General features: G+C 47.5%; 25 protein-coding genes. 6 read left to right on the forward strand and 19 right to left on the reverse strand.

What is annotated here, in order from left to right; all coding sequences use genetic code 11:
- Positions 1–87: 87 nt before the first annotated feature.
- The 4 genes from nusB to nrdR form a co-directional block, all read right to left on the reverse strand.
- Positions 88–507, reverse strand: a complete 420-nt coding sequence (nusB, locus tag RHD99_RS19020; protein WP_139878831.1) for a transcription antitermination factor NusB — start codon at positions 505–507, stop codon at positions 88–90.
- A gap of 20 nt (positions 508–527) precedes the next feature.
- A complete protein-coding gene (gene ribH, locus RHD99_RS19025; RefSeq protein WP_183271344.1) occupies positions 528–998 on the reverse strand; it encodes a 6,7-dimethyl-8-ribityllumazine synthase in 471 nt (156 codons plus the stop codon).
- 85 nt (positions 999–1,083) lie between these two features.
- Entirely contained in the window at positions 1,084–2,193 is a 1,110-nt protein-coding gene (gene ribD / locus RHD99_RS19030) for a bifunctional diaminohydroxyphosphoribosylaminopyrimidine deaminase/5-amino-6-(5-phosphoribosylamino)uracil reductase RibD (protein WP_309875916.1), read from the reverse strand.
- A 5-nt stretch (positions 2,194–2,198) separates the two neighbouring features.
- Positions 2,199–2,648, reverse strand: a complete 450-nt coding sequence (nrdR, locus tag RHD99_RS19035) for a transcriptional regulator NrdR (RefSeq protein WP_064549177.1) — start codon at positions 2,646–2,648, stop codon at positions 2,199–2,201.
- 150 nt (positions 2,649–2,798) lie between these two features.
- Here nrdR and RHD99_RS19040 point away from each other — a divergent pair, with 150 nt between their 5' ends.
- Complete coding sequence (locus RHD99_RS19040; protein ID WP_309875919.1) at positions 2,799–3,359, forward strand: SadB/YajI family lipoprotein; 561 nt, start codon at positions 2,799–2,801, stop codon at positions 3,357–3,359.
- Positions 3,360–3,741: 382 nt separating this feature from the next.
- Positions 3,742–4,635 carry a nucleoside-specific channel-forming protein Tsx gene (locus RHD99_RS19045; protein WP_183271347.1) on the forward strand — a complete coding sequence of 298 codons (894 nt, stop codon included), beginning with the start codon at positions 3,742–3,744 and terminating at the stop codon, positions 4,633–4,635.
- A 35-nt stretch (positions 4,636–4,670) separates the two neighbouring features.
- On the opposite strand, the gene RHD99_RS19050 is transcribed toward RHD99_RS19045, so the two are convergent.
- From RHD99_RS19050 to queA, 7 genes are all read right to left on the reverse strand, one after another.
- A complete protein-coding gene (locus RHD99_RS19050) occupies positions 4,671–5,387 on the reverse strand; it encodes a helix-turn-helix transcriptional regulator (protein WP_309875922.1) in 717 nt (238 codons plus the stop codon).
- 71 nt (positions 5,388–5,458) lie between these two features.
- Positions 5,459–5,824 (reverse strand): VOC family protein, encoded by a 366-nt coding sequence (locus RHD99_RS19055; protein WP_309875924.1) that lies wholly within the window; start codon positions 5,822–5,824, stop codon positions 5,459–5,461.
- A 141-nt stretch (positions 5,825–5,965) separates the two neighbouring features.
- Positions 5,966–6,937: a protein translocase subunit SecF gene (gene secF, locus RHD99_RS19060; protein ID WP_309875926.1), complete on the reverse strand. Its 972-nt coding sequence runs from the start codon at positions 6,935–6,937 to the stop codon at positions 5,966–5,968.
- Positions 6,938–6,947: 10 nt separating this feature from the next.
- A complete protein-coding gene (secD, locus tag RHD99_RS19065) occupies positions 6,948–8,795 on the reverse strand; it encodes a protein translocase subunit SecD (RefSeq protein WP_309875927.1) in 1,848 nt (615 codons plus the stop codon).
- Positions 8,796–8,822: 27 nt separating this feature from the next.
- A complete protein-coding gene (yajC, locus tag RHD99_RS19070) occupies positions 8,823–9,155 on the reverse strand; it encodes a preprotein translocase subunit YajC (protein WP_034457929.1) in 333 nt (110 codons plus the stop codon).
- A gap of 21 nt (positions 9,156–9,176) precedes the next feature.
- The gene (tgt, locus tag RHD99_RS19075) at positions 9,177–10,304 is read right to left on the reverse strand and encodes a tRNA guanosine(34) transglycosylase Tgt (RefSeq protein ID WP_064549189.1); all 1,128 of its coding nucleotides are present in this window, start codon (positions 10,302–10,304) and stop codon (positions 9,177–9,179) included.
- An 81-nt stretch (positions 10,305–10,385) separates the two neighbouring features.
- Positions 10,386–11,456 carry a tRNA preQ1(34) S-adenosylmethionine ribosyltransferase-isomerase QueA gene (gene queA, locus RHD99_RS19080; RefSeq protein ID WP_309875931.1) on the reverse strand — a complete coding sequence of 357 codons (1,071 nt, stop codon included), beginning with the start codon at positions 11,454–11,456 and terminating at the stop codon, positions 10,386–10,388.
- A gap of 118 nt (positions 11,457–11,574) precedes the next feature.
- Here queA and acpH point away from each other — a divergent pair, with 118 nt between their 5' ends.
- Both acpH and RHD99_RS19090 read left to right on the forward strand, forming a co-directional pair.
- Positions 11,575–12,156, forward strand: a complete 582-nt coding sequence (gene acpH, locus RHD99_RS19085) for an ACP phosphodiesterase (protein WP_309875932.1) — start codon at positions 11,575–11,577, stop codon at positions 12,154–12,156.
- Positions 12,157–12,357: 201 nt separating this feature from the next.
- Positions 12,358–12,960, forward strand: a complete 603-nt coding sequence (locus RHD99_RS19090) for a peroxiredoxin C (protein ID WP_064549195.1) — start codon at positions 12,358–12,360, stop codon at positions 12,958–12,960.
- A gap of 80 nt (positions 12,961–13,040) precedes the next feature.
- Here the strand turns inward: RHD99_RS19090 and RHD99_RS19095 are convergent, their stop codons facing one another.
- The 7 genes from RHD99_RS19095 to RHD99_RS19125 all read right to left on the reverse strand — a co-directional run bounded on the left by RHD99_RS19095 (position 13,041) and on the right by RHD99_RS19125 (position 23,153).
- Positions 13,041–13,922, reverse strand: coding sequence for a crotonase/enoyl-CoA hydratase family protein (locus RHD99_RS19095; RefSeq protein ID WP_309875934.1), 882 nt, complete (start codon positions 13,920–13,922; stop codon positions 13,041–13,043).
- Positions 13,923–14,068: 146 nt separating this feature from the next.
- Positions 14,069–14,638 carry a helix-turn-helix transcriptional regulator gene (locus tag RHD99_RS19100; RefSeq protein ID WP_309875936.1) on the reverse strand — a complete coding sequence of 190 codons (570 nt, stop codon included), beginning with the start codon at positions 14,636–14,638 and terminating at the stop codon, positions 14,069–14,071.
- Positions 14,639–14,735: 97 nt separating this feature from the next.
- Complete coding sequence (locus tag RHD99_RS19105) at positions 14,736–15,623, reverse strand: hypothetical protein (protein WP_309875938.1); 888 nt, start codon at positions 15,621–15,623, stop codon at positions 14,736–14,738.
- Positions 15,624–15,632: 9 nt separating this feature from the next.
- Positions 15,633–16,427 (reverse strand): OmpA family protein, encoded by a 795-nt coding sequence (locus tag RHD99_RS19110; RefSeq protein ID WP_309875940.1) that lies wholly within the window; start codon positions 16,425–16,427, stop codon positions 15,633–15,635.
- Between the two features lie 91 nt (positions 16,428–16,518).
- Entirely contained in the window at positions 16,519–21,633 is a 5,115-nt protein-coding gene (locus RHD99_RS19115) for a YadA-like family protein (RefSeq protein ID WP_309875941.1), read from the reverse strand.
- A 36-nt stretch (positions 21,634–21,669) separates the two neighbouring features.
- A complete protein-coding gene (locus RHD99_RS19120; RefSeq protein WP_309875943.1) occupies positions 21,670–22,467 on the reverse strand; it encodes a hypothetical protein in 798 nt (265 codons plus the stop codon).
- Positions 22,468–22,724: 257 nt separating this feature from the next.
- Positions 22,725–23,153 (reverse strand): winged helix-turn-helix domain-containing protein, encoded by a 429-nt coding sequence (locus RHD99_RS19125; RefSeq protein WP_309875944.1) that lies wholly within the window; start codon positions 23,151–23,153, stop codon positions 22,725–22,727.
- A gap of 776 nt (positions 23,154–23,929) precedes the next feature.
- Between RHD99_RS19125 and RHD99_RS19130 the strand changes: the two genes are divergently transcribed.
- Positions 23,930–24,757 carry a winged helix-turn-helix domain-containing protein gene (locus RHD99_RS19130; RefSeq protein ID WP_309875945.1) on the forward strand — a complete coding sequence of 276 codons (828 nt, stop codon included), beginning with the start codon at positions 23,930–23,932 and terminating at the stop codon, positions 24,755–24,757.
- Positions 24,747–25,217 (forward strand): YqeJ family protein, encoded by a 471-nt coding sequence (locus tag RHD99_RS19135; protein ID WP_309875946.1) that lies wholly within the window; start codon positions 24,747–24,749, stop codon positions 25,215–25,217. Before RHD99_RS19130 ends, RHD99_RS19135 begins: the two co-directional genes overlap by 11 nt.
- Before the next feature lie 126 nt (positions 25,218–25,343).
- Here RHD99_RS19135 and RHD99_RS19140 read toward each other — a convergent pair whose 3' ends face one another.
- Positions 25,344–25,586 (reverse strand): hypothetical protein, encoded by a 243-nt coding sequence (locus RHD99_RS19140; protein ID WP_309875948.1) that lies wholly within the window; start codon positions 25,584–25,586, stop codon positions 25,344–25,346.
- Between the last annotated feature and the right edge of the window lie 123 nt (positions 25,587–25,709).

The raw sequence follows: 25,709 nt of genomic DNA on the forward strand, positions 1-25,709 counted from the left end.
TCATCCTGCAAGCTGCGGGGTGTTGGCTGCAACTCGAATGCTAACGGATATAGAATAAAGAAAGGCCGGAATTAACCGGCCTGGAGATTACTTTTTGCGGGGACGAATTTGCGGAGCAGCTTTATCAAGTACACCATTCACGAACTTGTGACTGTCTTCGGCACCGAAGGTTTTCGCAAGATCGATAGCTTCGTTAATGGCCACTTTGTATGGCACATCATCACGTTTGGACAGTTCAAACAGTGCGATACGCAGAACCGCTTTTTCTACCTGACCTAACTCTTCGAGTTGGCGAGACAGATAAGGCTTCATCAGCCCATCCAGATACGCGCTGTTAGTAGCCACCCCGACCAACAGTTCGCGGAAGTAGTTAACGTCAACGTCTTTGACGTCCTGTTCCGCCAGGAACTGGTATTCGACATCAGCGATGTCATTTCGAGATAACTGCCAGGAGTAAAGCGCCTGAACGGCACACTCACGGGCACGGCGACGAGCAGCAGGTTTCACAGATTTCCCCTTACAAAAAATCAGGCCTTGATGGCTTTCAATACATTAATCATTTCAAGCGCGGTCAGTGCAGCTTCTGCACCTTTGTTACCGGCTTTTGTGCCAGCGCGTTCGATGGCTTGTTCAATACTTTCAGTGGTCAGCACGCCAAAGGCGACTGGAATACCACTTTCCTGAGCAACATGTGCCAGGCCATTGCTGGCACCGCCAGCAACATATTCAAAGTGAGCTGTGCCGCCACGAATGACGGTACCCAGCGCAATCACTGCGTCGTAACGTTTGGTTTTCGCCAAAGCGTCGGCCGCCAGCGGCAGCTCATAAGCACCCGGAACCCAGACCACAGTGATATTTTCATCTTTAACCTGGCCGATACGTTTCAGGGCGTCAATCGCACCGTCAAGCAGGCTGTCATTGATGAAGTTGTTAAAACGCGCGATGGTGATGGCGACGCGAGCGTCTGGAGTAGCAACGGCTGCTTCAATAATGTTCATAATCTTCCTTTACGGGTTCTGTTTAGCCCCGCAGGGGGGCGGATTTTATCATAATCTTTTGGCGTCTGCTTACGTTTTGACGGCCCTAATATCGCGGTGTCAAATGGAGGCATAAATCCCGGCCAACATGACGGACTTCGCTAAAACTAAACTCGGGCGCATCAGCTAATTTTTCAAGCCCTGGCAGGTTACAAAGGCCACGCGCATCGTTGCCCAGTAATTTTGGCGCAACGTAGACAATCAGTTCATCAACCAGGCCTGCCTGAAGTAACGCGCCGCCAAGTGTTGGGCCCGCTTCCACCCAAATAGAGTTTATCTGACGTTTGCCCAACAACATCATCATCACCACCAGATCAAGATGGCCGTTATGTTCTGGCACGATAAACTGCTCAACACCATCCGGCCAATTTTGCTCATCTGCTTTACACCGTGCAAGCCAGGTTTCCCCTGATTGAGCAATAATTTTGTGCTGCGGCGTGACGCGATTTTCGCGGTCGAGAATAATGCGCGTGGGTTGGCGTAAATTTTCTTCGGCGTACGCTAACTGAGTCGCGCTATCTAACTCACTCCAACGCACGGTCAAAGAAGGATTGTCTGCCAGAACCGTGGCACTGCTGCTTAAAATTGCTGAACTTTGCGCGCGCAGGCGCTGCACATCACGGCGTGATTCAGGCGAAGTAATCCACTGGCTTTCGCCGCTCGCCATGGCGGTACGCCCGTCAAGCGAAGCCCCCAGTTTAAGTTGAATAAACGGGAAACCGGTACGCATACGTTTCAGAAAACCGCGGTTTATCGCCTCAGCATCGTTCATCATCAAACCGTGGCTGACTTCGATGCCTGCCTGTTGCAGCGCATATAACCCACGGCCAGCAACTTGCGGATTCGGATCCTGCATCGCGGTAACAACACGCGAAACGCCAGCGGCAATTAACGCTTCACAACATGGCGGCGTGCGCCCGTGGTGGCTACAGGGTTCTAACGTGACATACGCCGTGGCACCGCGTGCTTTTTCGCCCGCCATGCGTAAAGCATGGACTTCTGCATGAGGTTCACCCGCGCGAAAATGAAAACCCTCACCAACAATTTCACCGTCTTTGACGATGACACAGCCCACATTCGGGTTAGGCGTCGTGGTAAAACGGCCACGACGCGCCAATTGCATCGCGCGAGCCATAAATTTTTCATCAAACGACATCAGCATTAATCCTGTAAGCGGGCAATTTCTTCGCCAAATTCGCGGATATCTTCAAAGCTGCGATAAACCGATGCAAAGCGGATGTACGCCACTTTATCCAGTTTCTTAAGCTGCTCCATCACCAGATTACCAATCATTTTGCTTGGCACTTCGCGTTCGCCGGTTCCACGCAACTGGGATTTAATGTGGTTTACTGCCATTTCCACGTCGTCCGAACTCACCGGGCGTTTTTCCAGCGCTTTTAGAATACCGCTACGCAGCTTGTCTTCGTTAAACGGCTCGCGAACATCATTGCTTTTTACAACACGCGGCATCACCAACTCTGCCACTTCAAATGTCGTGAAGCGTTCATTGCAAACCAGGCACTGACGGCGACGGCGCACGGAAGACCCTTCGCCGACAAGCCGGGAATCAATCACTTTGGTGTCTACTGCGAAACAGAATGGGCAATGCATGGCGCGTCCTGAAGGATTAGTCAAATGAACAATAGTTTACCGCGAAGTGGCTGGAGTACAAAGGCATGCCACGTCATCCCTGGAAATATGACTTTTCGTTGCTGACCAGCTACGCTTAAATCAGGAAGAAACTTTAAGGAAAAATTAGTGATGACAAAGAGTTACCTAAGAATTATCCTGGTTACCAGTCTGGTCAGTCTTAGCGCGTGTGCCCAACAAACTGAAGTGCGCCAGATGAAGAACGAAGTGGGTTCTTTAAATAAAGAAATGACGCAGCTCACTGACCAAACTGTCAAGCTGACTCAGCAAAATGCGCTGAATGCCAAATCAACAACCGGTGTGTATTTGTTACCCGGCTCGAAAACTCCGGCGCGTCTGAACAGCCAGTTAGGCAATTTGCAAATGTCCCTGAGCGGCGTTACCGCGCAAGACAACGGCAGCCGGGCGATGCTGATGATTAAGGGTGAATCGAACGATCCGCTTCCCGCATTCACGGGCAAAGTGGAATGGGGCCAAATTCAGGGCACCACCGATAACTATCAGGAAGTGAATGTTCAGTCGCAGCAATTCAATGCACCCGCGAGTGTTCTCGCACCGAGCGATGTCAGCATTCCCTTAGTGCTTTCTGGTTTTTCACCTGAACAGTTGGGTTTTGTGCGCATTCACGACATCCAGCCGATTGATCCTTCCCAGGCGTTACCCGCCCAATAACAGGCAATCCCCTGCACTGCGGGGGTTAACCCTCAGTAACATTTACATTTTTATGTTACATCTCCCCGAGTGACATTCGATAAACCCCCATTAAGACATCACAAAAGTGAGTGAACTGAGTCACATAAATTTGTAACTTCAGGTCATCCATTTGCTTAAATTCACGAACCAGGTAAAATCTCGCCCGTTTTGAATGTGCGCAAACGTGAACGCAATCGATTACGCATGTGGCGATAATGTGAAATGAAACATATTTTTGTGAGCAGGGATTTCTATAATAGGCGCGTCAATAAGAAACCAGCTGAATGGTTAATGACCAAGGGTGATCACTCGCCTCCTGCCCTCACGGGAATCATGTATAAAAAACAGTGGCATAAATATTATGAAAAAAATTATTTTGGCGGCTAGTACCGCTCTGGCGCTTTCAAGCTCTTTCACGGCTCACGCCGAAGATACAAAAAACGACGAATATCTCTCTGATTGGTGGCATCAAAGCGTCAACGTTGTGGGGAGTTACCACACCCGCTTTGGCCCACAGATCACTAACGACGTTTACATGGAATATGAAGCGTTTGCCAAAAAAGATTGGTTAGACTTTTATGGCTATATCGATATCCCAAAAACCTTCGGCTGGGGTAACGGCAATGACAAGGGTGTCTGGGACGACGGTTCACGTATGTTCATGGAAATCGAACCACGTTTCTCTATTGATAAGCTGACCGGCACCAGCCTGGCATTTGGCCCATTCAAAGAGTGGTACGTTGCCAACAACTATATTTATGATATGGGTGCGCACGGCAACGAAGCCAGCAAACAAAGCACCTGGTACATGGGTCTGGGAACCGACATCGAAACCGGTTTGCCGATGAGCTTATCCCTGAACGTGTATGCAAAATACCAGTGGCAGAACTATGGTGCATCCAACGAAAACGAATGGGATGGCTACCGTTTCAAAGTTAAATACTTTGTGCCAATTACCAGCCTGTGGGGCGGTAACCTGAGCTATATCGGTTTCACCAACTTCGACTGGGGTTCAGATCTGGGCGATGACAATTTCATCGACAATAACGGCAAGCATGCTCGTACCAGCAACTCTATCGCTTCCAGCCATATCCTTGCTCTAAATTACGATCACTGGCACTACTCAGTTGTTGCGCGTTACTGGCACAACGGTGGTCAATGGGCGGATAATGCCAGCCTGAACTTCGGTGAGGGTGATTTCAACGTACGCTCTACCGGTTGGGGTGGTTACTTAGTCGTTGGCTACAACTTCTGATAACCGTCTGAATATTTAAAAAAACCGATCCGCACTTAGCCGATCGGTTTTTTTGTCTCTGGCAAACAGCCTTCGTTTTGCTGCAACTGGATAAAATGGGCCAAAGAACGATCTGGCCGTTCAGAAAAATAGTGCCCTGTAGGATCGACTGACAAACAACGATCCAGCCGAAAACTGCGGTAATCCTCACGCGTTTCACACCAGGCTACCAACAACCATACTTCCCCCCAAAATGTCAGCCCAAGCGGATGAACATTCCTGCTCGATGCTCTCCCCTTTTCATCTTCATAACGGATATGAAGCACCTGCAATTCCCCGATTGCACGATGAAAAACGTCAAACCAGGTTTTAACCTGCGGGTATTTATTAAAATCGGGGGAGATAATGCGGCAGCGCTCTGCAACAACGCGTCGCTGTGGTGTCAATACGCCAAGCAGTTTTTCCTCGGCAGTGCCCGCCGCCTGTGCAAGTGTTTCGCCACTCCACGTTTGCACCAAACGTATCGCCGCAACCAGCGCTTCGACTTCTGTAGGGGTAAACATCAAAGGGGGTAAATCATAGCCCGCAAGCAGGCGGTATCCGCATCCCGCTTCCCCTTCGATGGGGACACCGGAAAGGGATAAATCACGAATATCACGATAGATAGTACGCTCTGAGACTTCGAGGCGATCGGCAAGCAGCGCCGCGGTAGACAGCCGACGCCCACGCAGAATTTGTACTATTTGAAAAAGGCGGTCCGCTCTTCGGCTCATAGGCTTCATCTGTGAAGATATCGTGCCTGCCAGCATAGCCAGCAGGCGTTTGTGGTTCAGTATATCCGCACTCAGGCCGGTTGATGTAACCCGACTCGATTCCCTTCAGTGTCGACAATAAGCGCAATCGTGCCAATATTATCTGGCAAAACCTGCGGACCAAAGACGCATTCCCCGCCCGCTTTAGAAACTCGTGTAAGCATCGCCGTTAAATCAGGGGCATGGAGATAAACCACGGTTCCCTGCGCTGAAGGCTTAAACGCCTCGCCTTTAAGCAGTGCGCCACCAGGATGCGGATCTTCATACGGGAAGACGGCCATCTCCATTCCAGACATTGATTCACGTTTAAATTCAGCGGCAAAAACAGCCTCATAAAAAGCGGTTGCCCGTTCCAGATCCGCGACCGGGATTTCAAACCAATTGATGATAGTGCTCATGTTTAACTCCTCAATGGTGATGTTCAACATTGAGTCTAACTAACCCCTACTGACAGCATACTGTCAGGAGACTTTTGCTCAGACGAAAAAAAACCGCAGCACCATGGCTGCGGTTTTTATTATCAGTGAACAACCTGATGATTAAGGCAGAATCGACGGCTGATCCGCACCTTCTTTTTCCACTTTCTGCTGCAACATGTGCTCACGCTTCATGCCCAGTTTCAACGCCAATGCAGACGCCACGTAGATAGAAGAAGCAGTACCGATAGAAACACCGATAAGCATTGTCAACGAGAAACCTTTCAGCAGCGCACCACCGAACAGATACAGCATCAGGATCACGACCAAAGTCGTACCGGATGTGATCAACGTACGATGCAAAGTCTGCGTCAACGACACGTTGAAGATCTCGTAAGGCGTACCGCGACGAATCTTGCGGAAGTTCTCACGAATACGATCCGATACCACGATGCTGTCGTTAAGCGAGTAACCGATAACCGACATCAGCGATGCAACGATGGTTAAGTCGATCTCGATCTGGAACAGTGACAACACGCCCATGGTGATGATCACGTCGTGCGCAAGCGAGATAACCACACCGGCAGCCAGACGCCATTCAAAACGGAACCCGACGTAAATCAAAATGCTGATCAGCGCGACCAACAGTGCCATTGCGCCATGCTGCGCCAGATCGGCACCCACGCTTGGGCCAACAAACTCAATGCGTTTAACTGCGGCATCTTGTTGAGTGGCCTGGTTGATTACGCTAACCACTTTGCTGCCCAGCACCTGCCCACCGGTTTCCCCATGAGCGGGTGGCATGCGCACCATAATGTCACGGCTGCTACCGAAGTTCTGAACCAGCGGCTCAGCAAAGCCCGCTGCTTTCAACGCTTCGCGCATTTGCTCTAAATCTGCTGGTTTTTCCAGCGAGATTTCGATAACCGTACCACCGGTGAAATCCAGACCCCAGTTGAAACCTTTCACGCCGATAATGACAACGGAAAGGATCAGCAGGAGTCCGGAGATGCCGAATGCCCAGTAATCCCAGCGCATAAAGTCATGGACTTTACGGCCGTAGTTTAATTGTTCAACAGTATATTCCTGTGCCACAACGCACTCCTCAGATAGACAGCTTGTTGATGCGTTTGCCGCCGTACAACAGGTTTACGATGGCACGGGTACCGACGATTGCGGTAAACATGGACGTCGCCACACCAATACCGGTCGTGATCGCAAAGCCTTTGATTGCCCCGGTGCCTACGGCATACAGGATGATGACCTTGATAAGCGTCGTAATGTTGGCATCGAAAATAGAGCTAAATGCGCCCTGGTAACCTTCATGGATTGCCTGCTGCACCGAACGCCCGTTACTAAGCTCTTCCTTAATACGTTCGTTTATCAGTACGTTGGCATCGACGGCTACCGCAAGGGTTAACACGATCCCCGCAATCCCTGGCATAGTCAGTGTAGCCCCTGGCAGCAAGGACATTATCCCCACGATCATCACCAGGTTAACCAACAATGCGCCAGTCGCAATCAGGCCAAACTTCTTATAGAAGAACAGCATAAACAGGATTGAAACCAACAGACCTGCCAGACATGCTTCCAGACCTTGCTTGATGTTTTCCATACCCAGGGTTGGACCGATGGTACGTTCTTCAACAATCTGGATTGGAGCGATCAAGGCACCTGCACGAAGCAGCAGAGAAAGCTGACGTGCTTCAGTCGGGTTGCTGATACCGGTAATTCGGAAACTGTTACCCAAGCGTGACTGAATGTTTGCCACGTTGATAACTTCTTCTTCTTTCATCAGTACCGCACGACCGGTAGCGTCTTTCTTACCGCTGTCTTTGTACTCCACAAACAGGGTCGCCATCGGCTTACCGATGTTGTCCTTGGTGAAGTTAGACATGATGTTACCGCCTGCGCTGTCGAGTGAAATGTTCACTTGCGCCTGGTTGTATTCATCGGTACTGGAAGTGGAGTCAGTGATATGGTCACCGGTCAGAATCACACGCTTGTACAGGACAACCGGTTGACCTTCACGGGTCTGTTTCACTTCGGAGTCACCTGGCACACGGCCAGACGTTGCCGCAGACTGATCAACGTTAGTGTTAACCAGACGGAACTCAAGTGTTGCTGTCGCGCCGAGAATCTCTTTCGCACGCGCAGTATCCTGAATACCTGGCAATTCAACCACGATACGGTCAGCACCCTGACGTTGTACCAGAGGTTCAGCCACACCCAGTTGGTTGACACGGTTACGCAGGATATTAATGTTCTGCTGAACAGCATATTCACGCGCTTCGCTCAGACGAGCGTCCGTCATTACAGCACGCAATGCGTTGCTGCCCTGAGCGGAAATCACCAGATCACGATGGCGTGGAGATAAATAAGATAGAGCGTCATCACGCGTTTTACTGTCACGGAAGATAACGTCAGCACCATAGTTATCGGCTTTACGCACGTTGGTGTAAACGATGCTCTTTTCACGCAAGTCAGTGCGCAGGTTATCTATGGTTTGTTCCTGCAACTTGCTCAGAGCGGTATCCATGTCAACTTCCATCAGGAAGTGCACGCCACCACGCAGATCAAGACCGAGTTTCATCGGTTCTGCGGAGATAGCTCTTAACCAAAGAGGTGTAGCAGGAGCAAGGTTAAGTGCTACGACATATTTGTCACCAAGGACGCCCATCAGCGCTTCACGGGCGCGCAGTTGCGTATCTGAGCCATCAAAGCGGGCAAGAATTGCACCCTCTTCCAGGGCCACAGATTTTGCGGTGATTTTTTCTGCGTTTAAGGTGTTCTGGACCTGGATCAGCGTTTGCTCACTGGCGGCGACGCCGCGCGCGCCAGTGATCTGAACTGCCGGATCCTCACCATATAGGTTGGGAAGTGCGTATAGCAGACCGACGATAAACACGACGATCAGCATGATGTACTTCCACAAAGGATAGCGGTTTAGCACGGTAGTTCCCTTAGGGAAAAACGAATATTACAGCGCCTTCATAGTGCCTTTCGGCAGAACGGCAGCTACGAAATCACGCTTGATAACCACTTCAGTGGTATCGTTTAACGCGATTGAGATATAGCCAGTTTCAGCTACTTTCACTACGCGACCAACCAGACCACCCGTCGTCAGCACTTCATCCCCTTTAGAGATAGAGTCCATCAGCTTTTTATGCTCTTTGGTGCGTTTTTGCTGTGGGCGCAGGATCATGAAATAGAAGATCAGACCAAATACCACCAGCATAAGAATCAAAGAATACGGGCTACCTTGCGCCGGAGCACCTGTTGCAGCTACCGCATCAGAAATGATAAAGCTCATTAAAAATCCCTCATTATTAAATTAATCAACATTCAAAGGTGGAACTGGTTTGCCGGTTCGCTCGTAAAAATCACTCACGAAGTGCTCTAATTTACCCTCTTCAATGGCCTTACGTAAACCAGCCATTAGACGCTGATAATAGCGCAGGTTATGAATAGTGTTGAGTCGTGCGCCGAGTATTTCGTTGCAACGATCAAGATGATGCAAGTAGGCACGTGAATAATTGCGACACGTATAGCAATCACACTCAGAATCCAGCGGCGAAGTGTCATCTTTATGCTTCGCATTACGGATTTTCACCACACCATCGGTGACAAAAAGGTGACCATTACGTGCATTACGGGTAGGCATCACGCAGTCGAACATATCGATACCACGACGAACACCTTCAACCAGGTCTTCCGGTTTCCCCACGCCCATCAGGTAACGAGGCTTATCTGCAGGGATTTGCGGGCACACATGCTCCAGAATACGGTGCATGTCTTCCTTCGGCTCGCCTACAGCCAGGCCGCCGACAGCGTAGCCATCAAAACCTATCTCTACCAGACCTTTTACCGAGATATCTCGTAAATCTTCGTAAACACTTCCCTGAATAATACCGAACAGCGCATTTTTATTCTCAAGGGAATCAAAGCGATCGCGGCTACGTTGTGCCCAACGCAGGGACATTTCCATAGAACGCTTAGCGTAATCCCAGTCAGCAGGATATGGCGTACATTCATCGAAAATCATCACGATGTCAGAACCGAGATCGTATTGAATTTCCATGGATTTTTCTGGATCGAGGAAAATCGCGTCACCGTTAATTGGGTTACGGAAATGCACGCCCGCTTCGGTAATTTTACGAATGTCGCCCAGGCTGAAGACCTGGAAACCGCCGGAGTCGGTCAGGATGGGACCTTTCCACTGCATAAAATCATGTAAGTCGCCGTGCAGCTTCATGATTTCCTGGCCAGGACGCAGCCACAAGTGGAAAGTGTTACCAAGAATGATCTGCGCGCCAGTGGCTTCAACTTCTTCCGGCGTCATCCCTTTTACGGTGCCGTAAGTGCCAACAGGCATGAAAGCAGGCGTTTCTACTACGCCACGGTCAAACACCAGGCGGCCACGGCGAGCGCGTCCGTCAGTCGTATCTAATTCAAATTTCACATTTCCTCCAGCATCAGAGAAACAGTCTGATGGTTAAGACAAAAACGTCGACGGTTTGACCGGCGACGTCGAATTCAGTGTTTAGGCGCCTGGGCGCTCATTTATCGCCTGCGGATTGTACGTGATGTACATGGCATCCCCGTAACTAAAAAATCGATATTCGGAGTTAACAGCTTCTTTATAAGCATTCATGGTGTTTTTATAACCAGCGAACGCAGAAACCAGCATGATCAGAGTCGATTCCGGCAGGTGGAAGTTGGTCACCAGCGCATCTATCACTTTGTATTGATAACCTGGATAGATAAAGATTTGCGTATCACCAAAGAACGGTTCAATCAGGTCATTTTGTGCAGCCTGAGCCGCACTTTCCAGCGAACGAACGGATGTGGTACCTACAGCGATAACGCGATTTCCACGCGCTTTGCAGGCCAGCACCGCGTCAACCACGTCCTGCGGAACTTCCGCATACTCGGAGTGCATGATGTGGTCTTCAATGCTGTCTACGCGCACTGGCTGGAATGTCCCCGCCCCCACGTGCAGCGTGACAAACGCCTGTTCAATCCCTTTCTTGCGCAGCGCTTCAAGCAACGGTTCATCAAAGTGCAGACCCGCAGTTGGGGCGGCAACAGCGCCGGGCTTCTGGCTATAAACGGTTTGATACAGCTCGCGGTCTGATTCTTCGTCAGGCCGGTCGATGTACGGCGGCAGCGGCATATGGCCGATGCTGTTGAGAATATCGAGTACGTTACGCTCGTCTTCAAACTGCACTTCAAACAACGCATCGTGGCGCGCAACCATCGTGGCATGTACGCTTTCATCATCGCCCAACAGCAATTCTGCACCCGGTTTCGGTGCTTTAGAGGCGCGAATATGCGCGAGAATGCGTTTGTCATCGAGCATACGCTCAACCAGGACTTCAATCTTACCGCCGCTGGCTTTACGGCCAAACAGGCGAGCCGGGATGACGCGGGTATTGTTAAAGACCAGCAAATCTCCAGGGTTGAGCTTATCGAGCAGATCGGTGAAAGTGCCATGCGTTAAATTACCCGTCGGCCCTTCCAGTGACAGCAAACGGCACCCACTGCGCTGTGCTTGTGGATAGTGGGCAATCAAGGATTCAGGTAATTCAAAGGAAAAATCAGCAACACGCATGGTAAAGAACTCAAGACTTAAAAAGTGGCGCTACAGTCTAGTGCCGGGGGACACTCCCTGCAAGGAATAAGAACCTCCTCTATAAGCCATACTCAAGCCATTTACGAATAAGGTTACTATGAATTTTCTCGCCCATTTACATCTCGCAAGCCTTGCTGATAGCTCACTTCTGGGAAATTTGCTCGCCGATTTTGTCCGTGGCAACCCGAATGAAAGTTATTCGAATGATGTGGTGGCGGGTATCCATATGCACCGTCGTGTGGATGTGTTGACTGATGGTTTGCCGGAAGTCAGCGCCGCTAAACTTTGGTTTCGCCCTGAAACTCGCCGCGTTGCACCAATCACGCTCGACGTCATGTGGGACCATTTTGTCTCACGTCACTGGCACACTCTGAACCCAAACATGTCACTGCCTGAGTTTGTTGCACACGCGCGAGCCAATATCGAACCCTTCTTAATTGATACCCCAGAACGCTTCATCAATCTTAATCAATACCTGTGGAATGAGCGCTGGCTTGAACGTTATAGCGATATGGCGTTTATTGCTAATGTTCTCAATGGCATGGCGAGCCGTAGACCAAAACTCGATGCTTTGCGAGCTTCCTGGCAAGATCTTGATACCCATTACGACGCGCTCGAAGAGTTGTTCTGGCAGTTCTACCCACGCATGATGGTGTTGGCAGAACAAAAAAGTTTGTAACCGATCCCACACTGGTTATTAACTTCTTGCCCTTTTGTAAAAAAGGGCTATTTTGGATCTCCGCTGTACAAATATCGATTTTTTGATAGGTGATTCCTATCTGATTAATCGGCACAGTATGCTTGAGTTAGTGGGATTGCAGCCCCTATACTCCCCCCCGTTGCGTTAACACTCACTTTAACAAAATTAACAGGAGTACATATGGTCCTGGTTACTCGTCCAGCCCCTGACTTTACTGCTGCAGCCGTACTCGGCAGTGGCGAAATCGTTGAAAACTTCAACTTCAAAGCACACACCAATGGTAAAACCACCGTTGTGTTCTTCTGGCCAATGGACTTCACTTTCGTCTGCCCGTCTGAACTGATTGCGTTCGACAAGCGTTACGAAGAATTCCAGAAACGTGGCGTAGAAGTCGTTGGTGTATCTTTTGACTCTGAATTCGTTCACAACGCATGGCGTAAAACCCCTGTAGATAAAGGCGGCATCGGTGAAGTGAAATACGCGATGGTTGCTGACATTAAGCGTGAAATTCAAAAAGCTTATGGCATCGAACATCCAGACGCAGGCGTTGCTCTGCGTGGTTCTTTCCTGATCGACAAAGCCGGTATCGTGCGTCACCAGGTTGTTAACGACCTGCCGCTGGGCCGTAACGTCGATGAAATGCTGCGTATGGTTGATGCGCTGCAATTCCACGAAGAGCACGGCGAAGTGTGCCCAGCTCAGTGGGAAAAAGGGAAAGAAGGCATGAACGCGTCTCCAGACGGCGTTGCTAAGTACCTGAGCGAAAACGTTTCTAGCCTGTAATTGCTAAACGTTTTTGAAAAAAAGGCCGCGCAAGCGGCCTTTTCTGTTTTTGTCATCAGGCTAAAATGCAAAGCCATCGATTACTCTGCGTTTACGATATTTCTACGCAGTGAGTTTATTACGTGCCTGTTCTGAAGCAATACCAGACGTTCCATGTAGTTGATATCTTTAGGCAACAAACTAAATGCGCTTTCCACCCAATCTTCTGTAATATCCATTAATTCGGCCCGAGTTAATGTTAACACCCGCTGACGTGCACGTAGCATGGCCCTGATACCATTTAGTTTTGGCCTCATGGTATCAATAAATGTGCGAGTTGAAATTAATCCGAGCCCTGGTTCGAATACATGGTCAACTAACCCCTGATTCTTATGCCATGTAGCATCATGAGATTCTCCCTTAGCAATCAATTCCTCTGCAAGTCTCATTCCTGCTCGTCGTGCGACCAAAGAATATCCTCCCATACCCGGAAATAAATTAAATGAAATTTCAGGGAACCCTAATTTGGCATCACGTTGTGCGAGGATGAAATGATGGGATAAGGCCGCCTCAAAACCCCCTCCAAGAGCGGTTCCTTCGACCAGAGCTATACTCACCGCGCCAGTATCAAAACCACTAGCCGCAGCGTGAACGCAGTCTACACAGGACCTGGCGTAGGCCCGAAGTATTTCCCTGCGTCCATTTTTAATGCATTCGACAAAGAAATTAAGATCTCCTCCGGCATTATACATATCCTTAACCAACGAACCGGTTACCCAAAATTCTGTTTGGAAATTATTTTTTTTGACGAGATGACTGAGTTCAAGTATTTCCTCCATTAATTGATGATTAAATGAAGGCCGAGGATGTGCATTCAGCATCATCCAAACTATTTTCCTCTCTTCTTCATAATACCCAGCAAGCTGTGTGTATTTATTATCGTCTGTGAATTTTAATGTGTTCTGAAATTTAATAACTGTCATATTTTCTTTCCTTTTTATGGTTACGCGAATTATTCGCAAGGAAAGATTACTGCACAGGGAAGAAGTTTATATATCCAGAACACTGTATGTTATTTGTATTTAGTGCAATTAAGAATTACACACACTTTATTTAAGCATCGAAAAGCTCAATAGCCCTGACACAAGTAACTAATGTAATTACCAGGAAGCCTAAATATATCATGAATTTTTCTAATGCCTATTTTTTTGAAAGCATTACGCTGATGTGAGTAAGCGGTCTTTGTTGAAATATTTAACCTTGAACTAATATAGTCAATATCTATCCCTTTAAATGTTAACAGCAGAACTCTTTTCTCTGATATGGTTATTTTGGGTAATTTTATTTTTTTACTTCTCACTGGTTGTATCAGATGAATATTCTGTAGTAAGTCACTTAGATAAAACCTCCTCATAATGGTGGCAAACCTGAAGATAGAGCTAATATTCCACTCTGCATTATCGGTGGCTATGATGACTGAAGCGTCTGTTTCATTTAATTTCATCAACAATGAGAAATCCATGTTATGGAAATCATTCGCAATAATAAAAACATCTCTTCTCTGAATGAGATGCAAATGTTTCGATGCATCATACTCCGCAGGATTTAAGTGTATACACTGACAATTGACATGTTCTGAAAGTGATTGTTCTATCCCGTAAAATAAATAATTATTCTCAGTTAAAATGTAAATATTCATAATATCCCTATCAACATGTATTGTTAACGATGAAAACCGAACTGAAGCCAGTTAATCACATGCTGTATACGTGATTAACTGGCATTCAATTTCAGATTTATTTTATTTTCTTACCCTCTGTTTTCTTTTCTTGATCGATCACTTTTTTTACACTTTCGGTAACCACTGGCTTAGCTGAGGCGATAATCGTAACCGGTGAGAAGTATTCTTTACCGAGAATTTTTCCATTACCTAACCAGACCACACCGCGAGAAATAAGCACCTGTCCTTTTGGCGTTATTTGCAATTCCCTTCCCTGATTATCTGCTGCGCTCAGCGTTGATTTTGTGATCGTGCCCGGTGAGTATTTTGCGGTATCTGAGGTATACAGAACTTTCATCAGTCGCAGGTACTCTGGAGCGTAGTTATAGACAGTTCTTGCTATGCTTCTCTGGTAATCATCCCAGGTCAGATTACCGCTCGTCGGTAGGTTACTTGCGATGACAGCAAATAATTGCGCATTTGCTTGAGCCATGGACATTTTAATACGCATTTCGCTGGCAAACTTAGCTGAGTTAAGCTTAGTGTCTACATTTCCTTTTTTATCTTTAGTTTTATCATAAAGTGATGCGTTATCGGTTAGTTGAGAAAGCGTTGTAGCAACATACGTTGCACATGTATACGCTTGTGCCGCTCTGTCCCCATTCACCATCAATGAGGATAATGCCCCCTGAGCCGGAATAGTGTTAGGATCAATATTATTTTTCGCCAATACATCCTGGACATCCTGTTGAGATTTATCACCACGCGCTAAATCACAGATTTGCTGCATAACAAAATCATTACGATTGCCGTTGGCCGCATTCATATTATTCAGTGCGTCAACAATAAGATTATATGAAGGAACGTTAATTGATTTAACATTCAGATCTGACGCAGCAGAAAATGCGTGGCAACTGGTCAGGAATAAAAGACCGCCGACAGCGGTCTTGATTAAGTTTTTCACGAAATTACCTTATTTAATATCTACAACATCAACAGTCATGCGGCGATTTGGTGCAAGGCATTCAATGACAGCCGGAGATTTTGCACCCGGACAAACAACGCGAGGAGCAGAATCACCCAGACCACGTGTTTCAATAATGGACGCTGGAATACCATGTTCAGTCAGCATTTGTTTTACAGACTCAGCACGGGCTAAAGACAGCTGCATATTTTTCACGGAATTACCGATACGGTCGGTATAACCGGAAACTACAACATGCTTACCGTTTAAATCTTCAGCCTTGAGATCTGCCGCCAGGTAATTCACCTGAGAAACACCTGAAGCGCTGATAACAGAACTGTTAAACGCAAACAGACCTTCTGCATTCAATTCCTTATGCATTGATTTTGCTTTAGCCGGAGCCTTTAATTTGGATAAGCAATCATCCGGTGCAAAGAAGAAGCTCTGCGCTTTCATATCTGAATCAAAGAGTACTTTATACTGGCATGTCAGCACGGAATTATCAGGCTGTGTGAAGTGGAAGATATAATCCCACTCTTTTACACGGAATACACCTTCATCAAAATGTGGTGTGCCAATTAATTCATACACTTCAGCTTTAGTCATGCCTGGACGCATTTGTTTTAAGTTGTCCAGATTAACGAAACTGCCTTCATCGCGTACTGCGTGAGACGCTTCTGGGAATACTGGGCTGTCCGTTTTACCCTGTGAATCAACATTACTGACTGAACGAGTACAAGCTGATAGTAATAACAGGCCGCCTACAACCATAACAAGGCGAGCAGGTTTTAATTTAATAATCATTGTATTTATCTCTTAAAAATTGGGTTAACAGGCCTCCGGAATCCCCGGAGGCATATTTAATATTTAAACTAAATCAGGTTTAACTAAGCGGTTACCACTGGTAGCCAACACCGACTGCTCCACCCAGGTCACCCTGTGTGTTCGTGGAGCCAGAAAGTTTCGTTACCCATTTCCCGTTATCGGAAATGACAGATACGCCCAATGCGACGGCAGACTGATCCTGGTAGGTGGAACCCGCCATTGCGACCATGCTTGCACCTGGCTGGTAAGCCTGCGGCAGACCGGCCATCGCCATCGCCCCTGCAATACCCGCGCTCAGTTTGTCATCCTGATCGTCAACCATATTTTTCAGAGAGTTAAACTTGTTGTCGGTGTACTGGTTCGCGCTGCTGATACCACTCTTCAGCTGATTCACGTTCACAGCATCAGTACCTTGAGTACCGGCCGCGACGTTAGTCACCTGACGTTCCCCACCGGCATAACCCATAGAGACGCTGTTATCGCGGTCGGTTACAGAGTTATTACCCAGTGCAACAGAATTATTATGTTTTGCACGAGAGTTAGCCCCGATAGCGGTGCTGTTATCACCACTAGCAACGGCGCCCGCACCACCCGCAGTTGAATCCTTACCGGTTGGTTTTGGTTTCGGATTATTGCTGGTGTTGTTCACCTGGAACATACCGTCCGTACCGTTGGCAATATTGGTTACATTGTTTTCAACGTTTTTCAGCTGCGAGTAGTTAACCGCATCAGAATCTTCAACCCCATCAGCCAGATTGGAAATGGTGGTTGGGCCTCCAGCCAGCGTAATGTGATTATGATTAACCGTACCATCCGAATTGCGGTCATATTTCACCGCCCCTTCATCAATGGTTTCGATTGTAGTATTGATATTTTCAATAGCCGTATTAGTTGCATACAGTTGGGAACCGTTGACTGCATCGGTGCTGCTTGCCGTCACTCTGCCTGCAGCCACATTAGTGATGGTGCGCTCCTGACCGACATCACCCACACTCACGGTACCTACAGGTGCTTTACCCGCTACAGCATAAGTTTTGCCATCGATCGTCATACTGGTGGTTGCCACAGTAGCGGATGTTTTAGATCCATTACCCAAAGCAACGCTGTTAGCGTCAGATGCAACGGCATCTTTACCAATCGCGATTGCATTTGTTGCGCTTGCCAGAGAATTCTGACCTACCGCAATACTGCCTGCACCTGTAGAAGTTGCCTTATAACCCACGGCCGTACTTCCCTGACCCTGAGCATAAGCATCAGCCTCACCAAGCACACCTTCGTTGGTACGAACATAACGAATACCTGCACCATTAATGGTGGTGTAATTGTTAGTCGTATCACCCGCAATTTTAAACAACTGGCTTCCGTTGATAGCATCCGTACTGCTCGCATTCACCGCTCCCTGAGCCAGGTTGGTGATTTTCGTTCCGCCGGTTATACCGCCATCGCTGGAAACAGCACCTGACAGAGTGGCTTTGCTGTAATCCACTTCACCCGGGTCAAGCTGACCGTTACCGTTGATGTCGTTCCAGTCATACTTCAGAGCACGTTCGCTGACGTCAACTGCAGTAGTGGATACCTTCTTCAACTGGGCTACTGTCACAGCATCGTCATCCATAGCACCATCAGATACACCGGTAATACGACGGCCACCGACGTTCACTTCCCCTGTTGCTGTCGTGCCTGTCAGGTAGGCAGCATTCGCCAGTGTAGAACCGTTAGCTTGAGAACCTGCACCCAGCGCCACGCTGTTATTCGCTGTTGCTACGGCATTGTTACCCAAAGCCAGGCTGTTTACGCCTTTAGACTGAGCGTTGTAACCCACCGCGGTGCTGCCCTTGCCAGTTGCAAAAGCATCTAATTCATCAAGGCCCGCTTCGTTGGTACGAACATAACGAATACCTGCACCATTAATGGTGGTGTAATTGTTAGTCGTATCACCCGCAATTTTAAACAACTGGCTGCCGTTGATGGCATCAGTACTGGTATTAGAAACTTCACCCTGAGCCAGATTGGTGATTTTCGTCCCGCCGGTTATACCGCCATCGTTGGAAACAGTGCCTGACAGAGTTGCTTTACTGTAATTGACTTCACCCAGGTCAATCTGGCCGTCACCATTGAGGTCGTTCCAGTCATATTTTACTGTACGTTCATTCAGTATATCCCCTTGGTCCTCAATCCCTTTTGTGATGGCATATAGTTGGGAACCGTTGACAGCATCAGTACTGGTGAAACTCAGGCTACCTGCAGCCACATTAGTAATAAGGCGCTCATTACCTTTGCTGCCCACGCTGACCTGGCTGGTCGGATTGGCACCTGCAAATGGAATAAACACATCATCAATTGCGTAGCCACCACCGGAACCTGTAGTGGGACCAGTTACAGAACCTGCACCCAGCGCAATATCACCAGAGTAGTTAGCGATAGCACCATTACCCATAGCAACAGAGTTGTCTGCACGAGCAATCGCCTGAGGCCCAACGGCAATGCTGTCTACGCCAATGGCCTGAGCATCCGCCTCCTCTGACCTGGCTTTGAAGTACTTAGTGCTACTTTTCAGTTGCGAAACGTTCACCGCATCGCTGTCGTCTTCACCAGCTAACACATTGGTGATTTTTTTGCTGCCGGCATCAATGCCGGACACCAGAACTTTCGGGCCACCGGTGAGGGTCAGACCGCTATTGTTCAGCAGGCTGTTACCAATCGTCACGCTACCTGCGTTAGTCAGGTCCAGGTTTTTGTTGAGTGCCACATTCAGCGTGCCCGCATCATCTGCACCACCGGCGGCAACGGTCACATTACTGTCGCCCGTAAAGGTCACTTTGCCGTTTGGACCGATGTTGGCTTTGGTACCAGAACTGTCAGCCACGTTCCAGCCAGCATCGGCCAGTTCTGCCACACCTTTCAGTTGTGCAACGTTCACTGCATCGCTATCCACTGTGCCTGCAGCCACGCCATTGATTTGGCGGAATTTACCGCTAGCGGCATCACCGACGCTTACTGCACCCAGCGTACTGGTGGTTGCCGAAATAGCAGCCAGTTGCGCAGCACTGGTGCCAACAGGCATATAGCCCGCGATACCCTCTGCTGTGTTGGCCACGGAATAGCTACCAAGCGCGACGGAATCCGCACCTGTTGCAGAAGCACTAATACCTGCAGCCAGTGCCTTACTTCCCGTAGCGCCATCATTAAGGTAGTTAGCCCCACTTACGCCACCGTCATTCACGCTGTAGTAATGAGAGGCAGAGACCCCTCTAAGCTGGGAAACGTTCACCGCATCTGTGTCAGCAACACCCGCTGCCACATTGGTGATTTGTTTAGTGCCAGCATCGATACCGGATACCAGAACTTTCGGGCCATTGGCGAGGGTCAGACCGTTATCGTTCAGCAGGCTGTTACCAATCGTCAGGCTACCTGCGCTAGTCAGGTCCAGATTTTTGTTGAGTGCCACATTCAGCGTACCCGCATCATCTGCACCACCGGCAGCAACGGTCACATTGCTGTCACCCGTAAAGGTCACTTTGCCGTTCGGGCCAATGTTGGCTTTGGTACCAGAACTGTCAGCCACGTTCCAGCCAGCATCGGCCAGTTCTGCCACACCTTTCAGTTGTGCAACGTTCACTGCATCGCTATCCACTGTGCCTGCAGCCACGCCATTGATTTGGCGGAATTTACCGCTAGCGGCATCGCCGACGCTTACTGCACCCAGCGTACTGGTGGTTGCCGAAATAGCAGCCAGTTGCGCAGCACTGGTGCCAACAGGCATATAGCCCGCGATACCCTCTGCTGTGTTGGCCACGGAATAGCTACCAAGCGCGACGGAATCCGCACCTGTTGCAGAAGCACTAATACCTGCAGCCAGTGCCTTACTTCCCGTAGCGCCATCATTAAGGTAGTTAGCCCCACTTACGCCACCGTCATTCACGCTGTAGTAATGAGAGGCAGAGACCCCTCTAAGCTGGGAAACGTTCACCGCATCTGTGTCAGCAACACCCGCTGCCACATTGGTGATTTGTTTAGTGCCAGCATCGATACCGGATACCAGAACTTTCGGGCCACCGGTGAGGGTCAGACCGCTATTGTTCAGCAGGCTGTTACCAATCGTCACGCTACCTGCGTTAGTCAGGTCCAGGTTTTTGTTGAGTGCCACATTCAGCGTACCCGCATCATCTGCACCACCCGCGGCAACGGTCACATTGCTGTCGCCGGTGAAGGTCACTTTGCCGTTTGGACCGATGTTGGCTTTGGTACCAGAACTGTCAGCCACGTTCCAGCCAGCATCAGCCAATTCTGCAACGCCTTTCAGTTGTGCAACGTTGACCCCATCACTGTCTGCTGTACCTGCAGCTACGCTGGTGATCTGGCGGCTGCCAATATCGACAGCTGCACGAGAAGCTGTCGTAGCATTAATAGCCGCCAAAGATGCAGCAGAGATGCCAGCGGGCAGGTAGCCAGCAGAACCCGCCGCACGCGTGGCATTTGACTGATAACCAAGTGCAACACCACCGGCAACATTTGCTTGTGCAGAGTCACCGAGGGCAAGGGACGCGGTGCCATTAGCTATTGCTGCAGAACCAAGTGCGGTGCTTCCTACTCCTGTTGCGGATGAGCCGGGACCCACTGCAACAGCAGCTCGAGAATAAGCACCTGAAACGGTACCGAGAGCGATTGCATCTTGTCCAGTAGACAAAGATGCTAGTCCAATGGCTGTGGAAGCAGTACCAGTGGACTTGGCATAGTTACCGATAGCCATCGCACTACTTGAAATACCACCACCAGTCGAAGCAATAGCGTAATTACCTAGTGCGATACCTGCCGTATCACTCGAAGCATTTTCACCAAGAGCAATGTTAGACACATTATCAGTTCCTGTTGTAGTAACTGCTGCACTATTCCCACGCGGCGGTGTACCCCAGGTGTTAGTAATTTTCCCTACATTACCCGTGGTCGCTCCCATACCAATTGCCACAGATTCAGTATCAGATGTGTTAATTCCACCACCCGCCACATAAGCCCGGGCATCTTCCATAGACACCATAGACAATGCCACTGCACCAACCATACCTGCTGCCGTTGATGCAAGACGACGCGGACTGGTTTTACCTTTCCCTTTTGCCGCAGCAAATTCACCTGCAACAACCCAGGCGCGTTGCGCCGAATTCCATACCAGACGATAAATCTTGTTCATTACATATTCCTTCCCGGCTCCATGCCGGAATAAAAGTTAGTGTTTAGCGGCCTGCAGGGTTGCTGCGGCTTTGTTAATCAAAGGTGTTTCCAGAGAGGTACTGTTCAAGTGGTTCTGCTCGCGCTCATAAAGTTGCAGCGCGGCTTTGTTATCGTGTGTAACGAACTGCAGATAACCGCCGGTAAAGAAAGTGGCCTCAGTAAGTGCATCACGACGTTGTAATTCGTCCGTACCGGGCATGGCGGCAATCGCGGCGAATACCGCATCGGTGCTGCCTTTACCTGCATACAGGCGGATAAGCGCCTGCTGGCCCGGAGAACTGACGTTCATACCGGAGGCCAGAATGGCGAGTTCTTTTTTAAGGGCGGCAGATTTACCGACATGAGTACGAGCGGTAAGCCACAGTTGCCACAAACGGGCATAATCACTTTCGCGGGTGTTACTGCTTGCAGTCAGTGCGTCAAAGGCAGTGCTAGCAGCATCAAACTTACCCAATGCAGCCAGGTTAATTGCGGACGGCACGGCAGATTGCGCAGCCATGTCTGTGTTCTTCAGGACATCCCAGGCTTTACGGGCCGCGCTGTTGCGACCAGCCAGGTCATCAGCGACGGCTTGCTGGAACAAGGCCACACGCGCTTCCTTGGTTTGTGGAACGCTCAGTGACTCTGAAACCTTTGAATTAGTGGTATCAGTGCTGGCCATTACCGGCTGTAAAACTGTATTTGTAGCCAGAATAAAAACGGAACCAAAAATAACTGAACGAGCGATCGCAGAAATCGACGTAATTAGCTCTGTTTGTTTTCCAAAATCAGATAACCAAAATGAATTTTTCATATAGCGCTTGCTCTATTTAAATATAATGACGGTAAAGTCGTTGTCTTTGGGCAATAGCTCACCCGTGAAAATTTAATTCCTTGCCATATAAATCAATTAATCATCTGTAATTCGGCTGACTACAAAACGAAAATATCACTGACATGTAACAATTTATAATGTTATATAATAAAAACTCAAAATAACTAACGCATTAAAACAGTTACAGAATGACTATGGCCTCGCCCACGTATTAATAAACTCACCCCCATTAATTTCTATTTAAACTCCCTGGTGTGGAGCCCGAAACTGTAATGATACTCACTGGCTTTGTAGTAAAGAGGCATGACTTCGTCATAAGTTATTATGTAGCCCTGGCCTTTTGTGTTTTTTATAAAATCAGCAGGCAACCCCAGTAAATTAAGTTTTGCACTCAGGCCATTTAACACTTGCCATAAACGTTGGGTGGAAGACGTTAGATTGTTATCCTCCCATATTTTTTTTAGCAATTCGTCTTTAGTCACCATCTTTGTTCGTGCGTTAATCAGAAGATAAAGAAAAAGATGCATCATTGTGTCATTAATGTTGGTGGCACAAAAAGCGACGTTCTTTTCATTACCTGTTAAAGAAACTCGGTAAAGTCTCTTGTTTTCGATATCGAAATGAATATCTTTACCAATAAGGTAGCCGTATAGCTTAAGTCCCATATCTCCTCTTTCTGTACTATATAGAAGTCATTTTCTGGTTTAATTTATTCCTGTTAATAATTAACCACACTTTTAATGTGTAGTGATTATAAAATGGCCTTGATTAGTTTCAATACAGCGCAAGGCATATCAATTATGAAGGCAACACCTCATCAACTTATTGCTTATGCTGCAAACCAATGCAAAAAACAGATGAATTCACTATTAATATCAACTTAATCAATCTTTATCACCCATTTAGACTTAAAATTCAATTTAGTAGTTTTAAATTTCATATTTACATACAGTCATGACTTTATGTTCTGATCGGATTTGGATCTCCATGTTTTCATTAGCATTAAAACGAGGTTTCAGGTGAAAGTCTTAATATAGTCACGCAATCGTTTCCGATACACCTATAAATGATGAGAGTTTAATTATGTGCTGCTCATCATATTTTTATCTCCTTAACCTCTACTTACCATGCCTTGCTGGTCAGATGTGATATCCATCTCGCTACTCTTCGTTGGCTCAAATACTATTCCCGATTTGAAAAAAATGGATCTTTAGTAAACTTTATTAATCTTTTTTTTGCATGTGAATTCTTTATATTCAATGGGTTACAAATAGATCGTTTGCCAAATATCTGAAATCAAGAAACTTTTGGCAACTTTATGATAAATATAATAAAAGAGGCACAATTAAGATTTTTACCCGACTTTTGGCTGGAGGGGAGATGAAGAGATGGTAGCGATAAGCAATAATTCGGATAGCCGCAACAAAAAACAGGCAAGAACATGATGAAAGCTTTTATTATCAATCACAGTGTCCGCTTTGATCCCCGCTCCCGGACGCTGGCTCCCCTTGAAAAACCGGAAAATAAGGTTCAACTGCATACCCCTGTGAGCGAATGTCTACTGTTATTACTGACTCATAATGGTGAAACGCTGAGCCACAGTTATCTTTCTGAAGAGGTGTGGGTTAAAAAAGGGAGTTATGTCACGCCGAATTCGCTGTATCAGAATATCGCGGCTATCCGTCGGGGACTGAAAGCTGTGGGCTTGAGTGAGGAGATGCTAAAAACCGTCCCGAAGATGGGATTTCAGATTTATGCTTCACTACAAGAGGAAGAGCTGCTTCCTGCTGAATCAGAGGGGAGGACAAATGATGTGTTAAAAGGAGAGAATGGAACCGAAGAAAATCATGAACCAGAACCGCACGATGAAATTATCTCTGAGCCGACGATAGAAAAATCAAACACCGGTTTTTTCGGCGCTCAGGTTAATGCCTTTTATTTGGCATTGGCAATCCTCTTCACTTTTGGTTGCGTACATTTTTATATTCAACTAGGGTCTATCAATGACCCATATTCATCCTATAGCCACATAGGCATGATAAATAATTGTGATGTTTATTCCTCTTATGTGGGAAAGGAAGAAAGCTCTCGAGTCTTTAATTCGTTCTTGATACGTAGTGCGTTGAGTTGCCAACTGGGTAGCAAAGCGTATCTGACATTTAATCTTAATCACCGGCTATCATCCCTGGTACTATGTGACCAGTCTATAAATAATAAGAACTCTTACTGCCGCTCATTCATTTATGTGGATAATAAAAATGATGACTAGAGAAAAAAAATATAAATTAATACTTATTACTATTATCTCTTTGCTTCCATTGCTGTTCGGGGAGTATATCAGATATCAACGCTCACATGTATCATGTGACAGTGAATTGATTCTTAACAGCGCTAAAGGTGAGGTTGTTCGAGTAATAATGACATATCGGTTCGGGAGCAGTGAAGGTAGCTATAACGCAACCGGAACTTATTTTCACGAAGGAAAAACTATCGAGATAAATGATGATTTTTTATTTAACTATTATTTGAAATCAGACCATTTAATATTGATATCCCGTGAGGATAAAAGTAAACCAAGTGAACTGGAGGAAGCCAACTCAATTTCCCCAGATTTTTTTAACTACAGTGGCCGAGGAATAATTATGCGATTGAGCAAAGAGAATAGTGCCGGCTATTTATTTAGTATAGATAATACACCCATATTTTATTGTAAACGCAACAAAGCATAAACAGATTTACCATTAAAACCGATAACCAGCACTACGATGAGTGATCAGTTATTATCGGTTTTCCGTTTTCCTTGCCATCATCAATATACTCCGCCGAACCATCATCTGAGATGTAGAGCAATAACTTTAGACCGTCATCACAGTCATAAAGCAATTGGGAAATCTCACCATAATTAACCCACCTCCAACATCGTGAATATATCCTTTGCGACGGTATCGTTCAGTAAAAGTCACAACATGTTCAATCAACTGCGCTGCGTCAAAAAAATAAGTTTCCGTCTGCATAACTTTGACAGGCTCACTGAGGTTCACCGCATAGCGTTGCCCTTCAGGATAGCGCAGCGTGAAAGCGATAAGCTCCTTATACAATTAACTTCCTCCTGAAGATAATGTCTGAACATTCCGACCAAAGTAAGTGTTCCGGATGCTACCAATACCAACATGACTTCAAAAAAATTTCTTAGATATCATAGCGGAAAGCATAGAATTGAA

It is taken from the genome of Buttiauxella selenatireducens, from assembly GCF_031432975.1.
GTDB lineage: Bacteria > Pseudomonadota > Gammaproteobacteria > Enterobacterales > Enterobacteriaceae > Buttiauxella > Buttiauxella selenatireducens.

What these genes read in the sequence shown, in the direction of transcription:
- RHD99_RS19125 (WP_309875944.1), bottom strand. Translation starts at nt 23,153, where the DNA reads ATGGGACTTAAGCTATACGGCTACCTTATTGGTAAAGATATTCATTTC.
- yajC (WP_034457929.1), bottom strand. Translation starts at nt 9,155, where the DNA reads ATGAGCTTTATCATTTCTGATGCGGTAGCTGCAACAGGTGCTCCGGCG.
- acpH (WP_309875932.1), top strand. Translation starts at nt 11,575, where the DNA reads ATGAATTTTCTCGCCCATTTACATCTCGCAAGCCTTGCTGATAGCTCA.
- RHD99_RS19040 (WP_309875919.1), top strand. Translation starts at nt 2,799, where the DNA reads ATGACAAAGAGTTACCTAAGAATTATCCTGGTTACCAGTCTGGTCAGT.
- ribD (WP_309875916.1), bottom strand. Translation starts at nt 2,193, where the DNA reads ATGTCGTTTGATGAAAAATTTATGGCTCGCGCGATGCAATTGGCGCGT.
- RHD99_RS19055 (WP_309875924.1), bottom strand. Translation starts at nt 5,824, where the DNA reads ATGAGCACTATCATCAATTGGTTTGAAATCCCGGTCGCGGATCTGGAA.
- RHD99_RS19050 (WP_309875922.1), bottom strand. Translation starts at nt 5,387, where the DNA reads ATGAGCCGAAGAGCGGACCGCCTTTTTCAAATAGTACAAATTCTGCGT.
- RHD99_RS19100 (WP_309875936.1), bottom strand. Translation starts at nt 14,638, where the DNA reads ATGAATATTTACATTTTAACTGAGAATAATTATTTATTTTACGGGATA.
- queA (WP_309875931.1), bottom strand. Translation starts at nt 11,456, where the DNA reads ATGCGTGTTGCTGATTTTTCCTTTGAATTACCTGAATCCTTGATTGCC.
- nrdR (WP_064549177.1), bottom strand. Translation starts at nt 2,648, where the DNA reads ATGCATTGCCCATTCTGTTTCGCAGTAGACACCAAAGTGATTGATTCC.
- RHD99_RS19090 (WP_064549195.1), top strand. Translation starts at nt 12,358, where the DNA reads ATGGTCCTGGTTACTCGTCCAGCCCCTGACTTTACTGCTGCAGCCGTA.
- RHD99_RS19045 (WP_183271347.1), top strand. Translation starts at nt 3,742, where the DNA reads ATGAAAAAAATTATTTTGGCGGCTAGTACCGCTCTGGCGCTTTCAAGC.
- RHD99_RS19115 (WP_309875941.1), bottom strand. Translation starts at nt 21,633, where the DNA reads ATGAACAAGATTTATCGTCTGGTATGGAATTCGGCGCAACGCGCCTGG.
- RHD99_RS19110 (WP_309875940.1), bottom strand. Translation starts at nt 16,427, where the DNA reads ATGATTATTAAATTAAAACCTGCTCGCCTTGTTATGGTTGTAGGCGGC.
- ribH (WP_183271344.1), bottom strand. Translation starts at nt 998, where the DNA reads ATGAACATTATTGAAGCAGCCGTTGCTACTCCAGACGCTCGCGTCGCC.
- RHD99_RS19135 (WP_309875946.1), top strand. Translation starts at nt 24,747, where the DNA reads ATGATGACTAGAGAAAAAAAATATAAATTAATACTTATTACTATTATC.
- RHD99_RS19120 (WP_309875943.1), bottom strand. Translation starts at nt 22,467, where the DNA reads ATGAAAAATTCATTTTGGTTATCTGATTTTGGAAAACAAACAGAGCTA.
- RHD99_RS19130 (WP_309875945.1), top strand. Translation starts at nt 23,930, where the DNA reads ATGATGAAAGCTTTTATTATCAATCACAGTGTCCGCTTTGATCCCCGC.
- RHD99_RS19095 (WP_309875934.1), bottom strand. Translation starts at nt 13,922, where the DNA reads ATGACAGTTATTAAATTTCAGAACACATTAAAATTCACAGACGATAAT.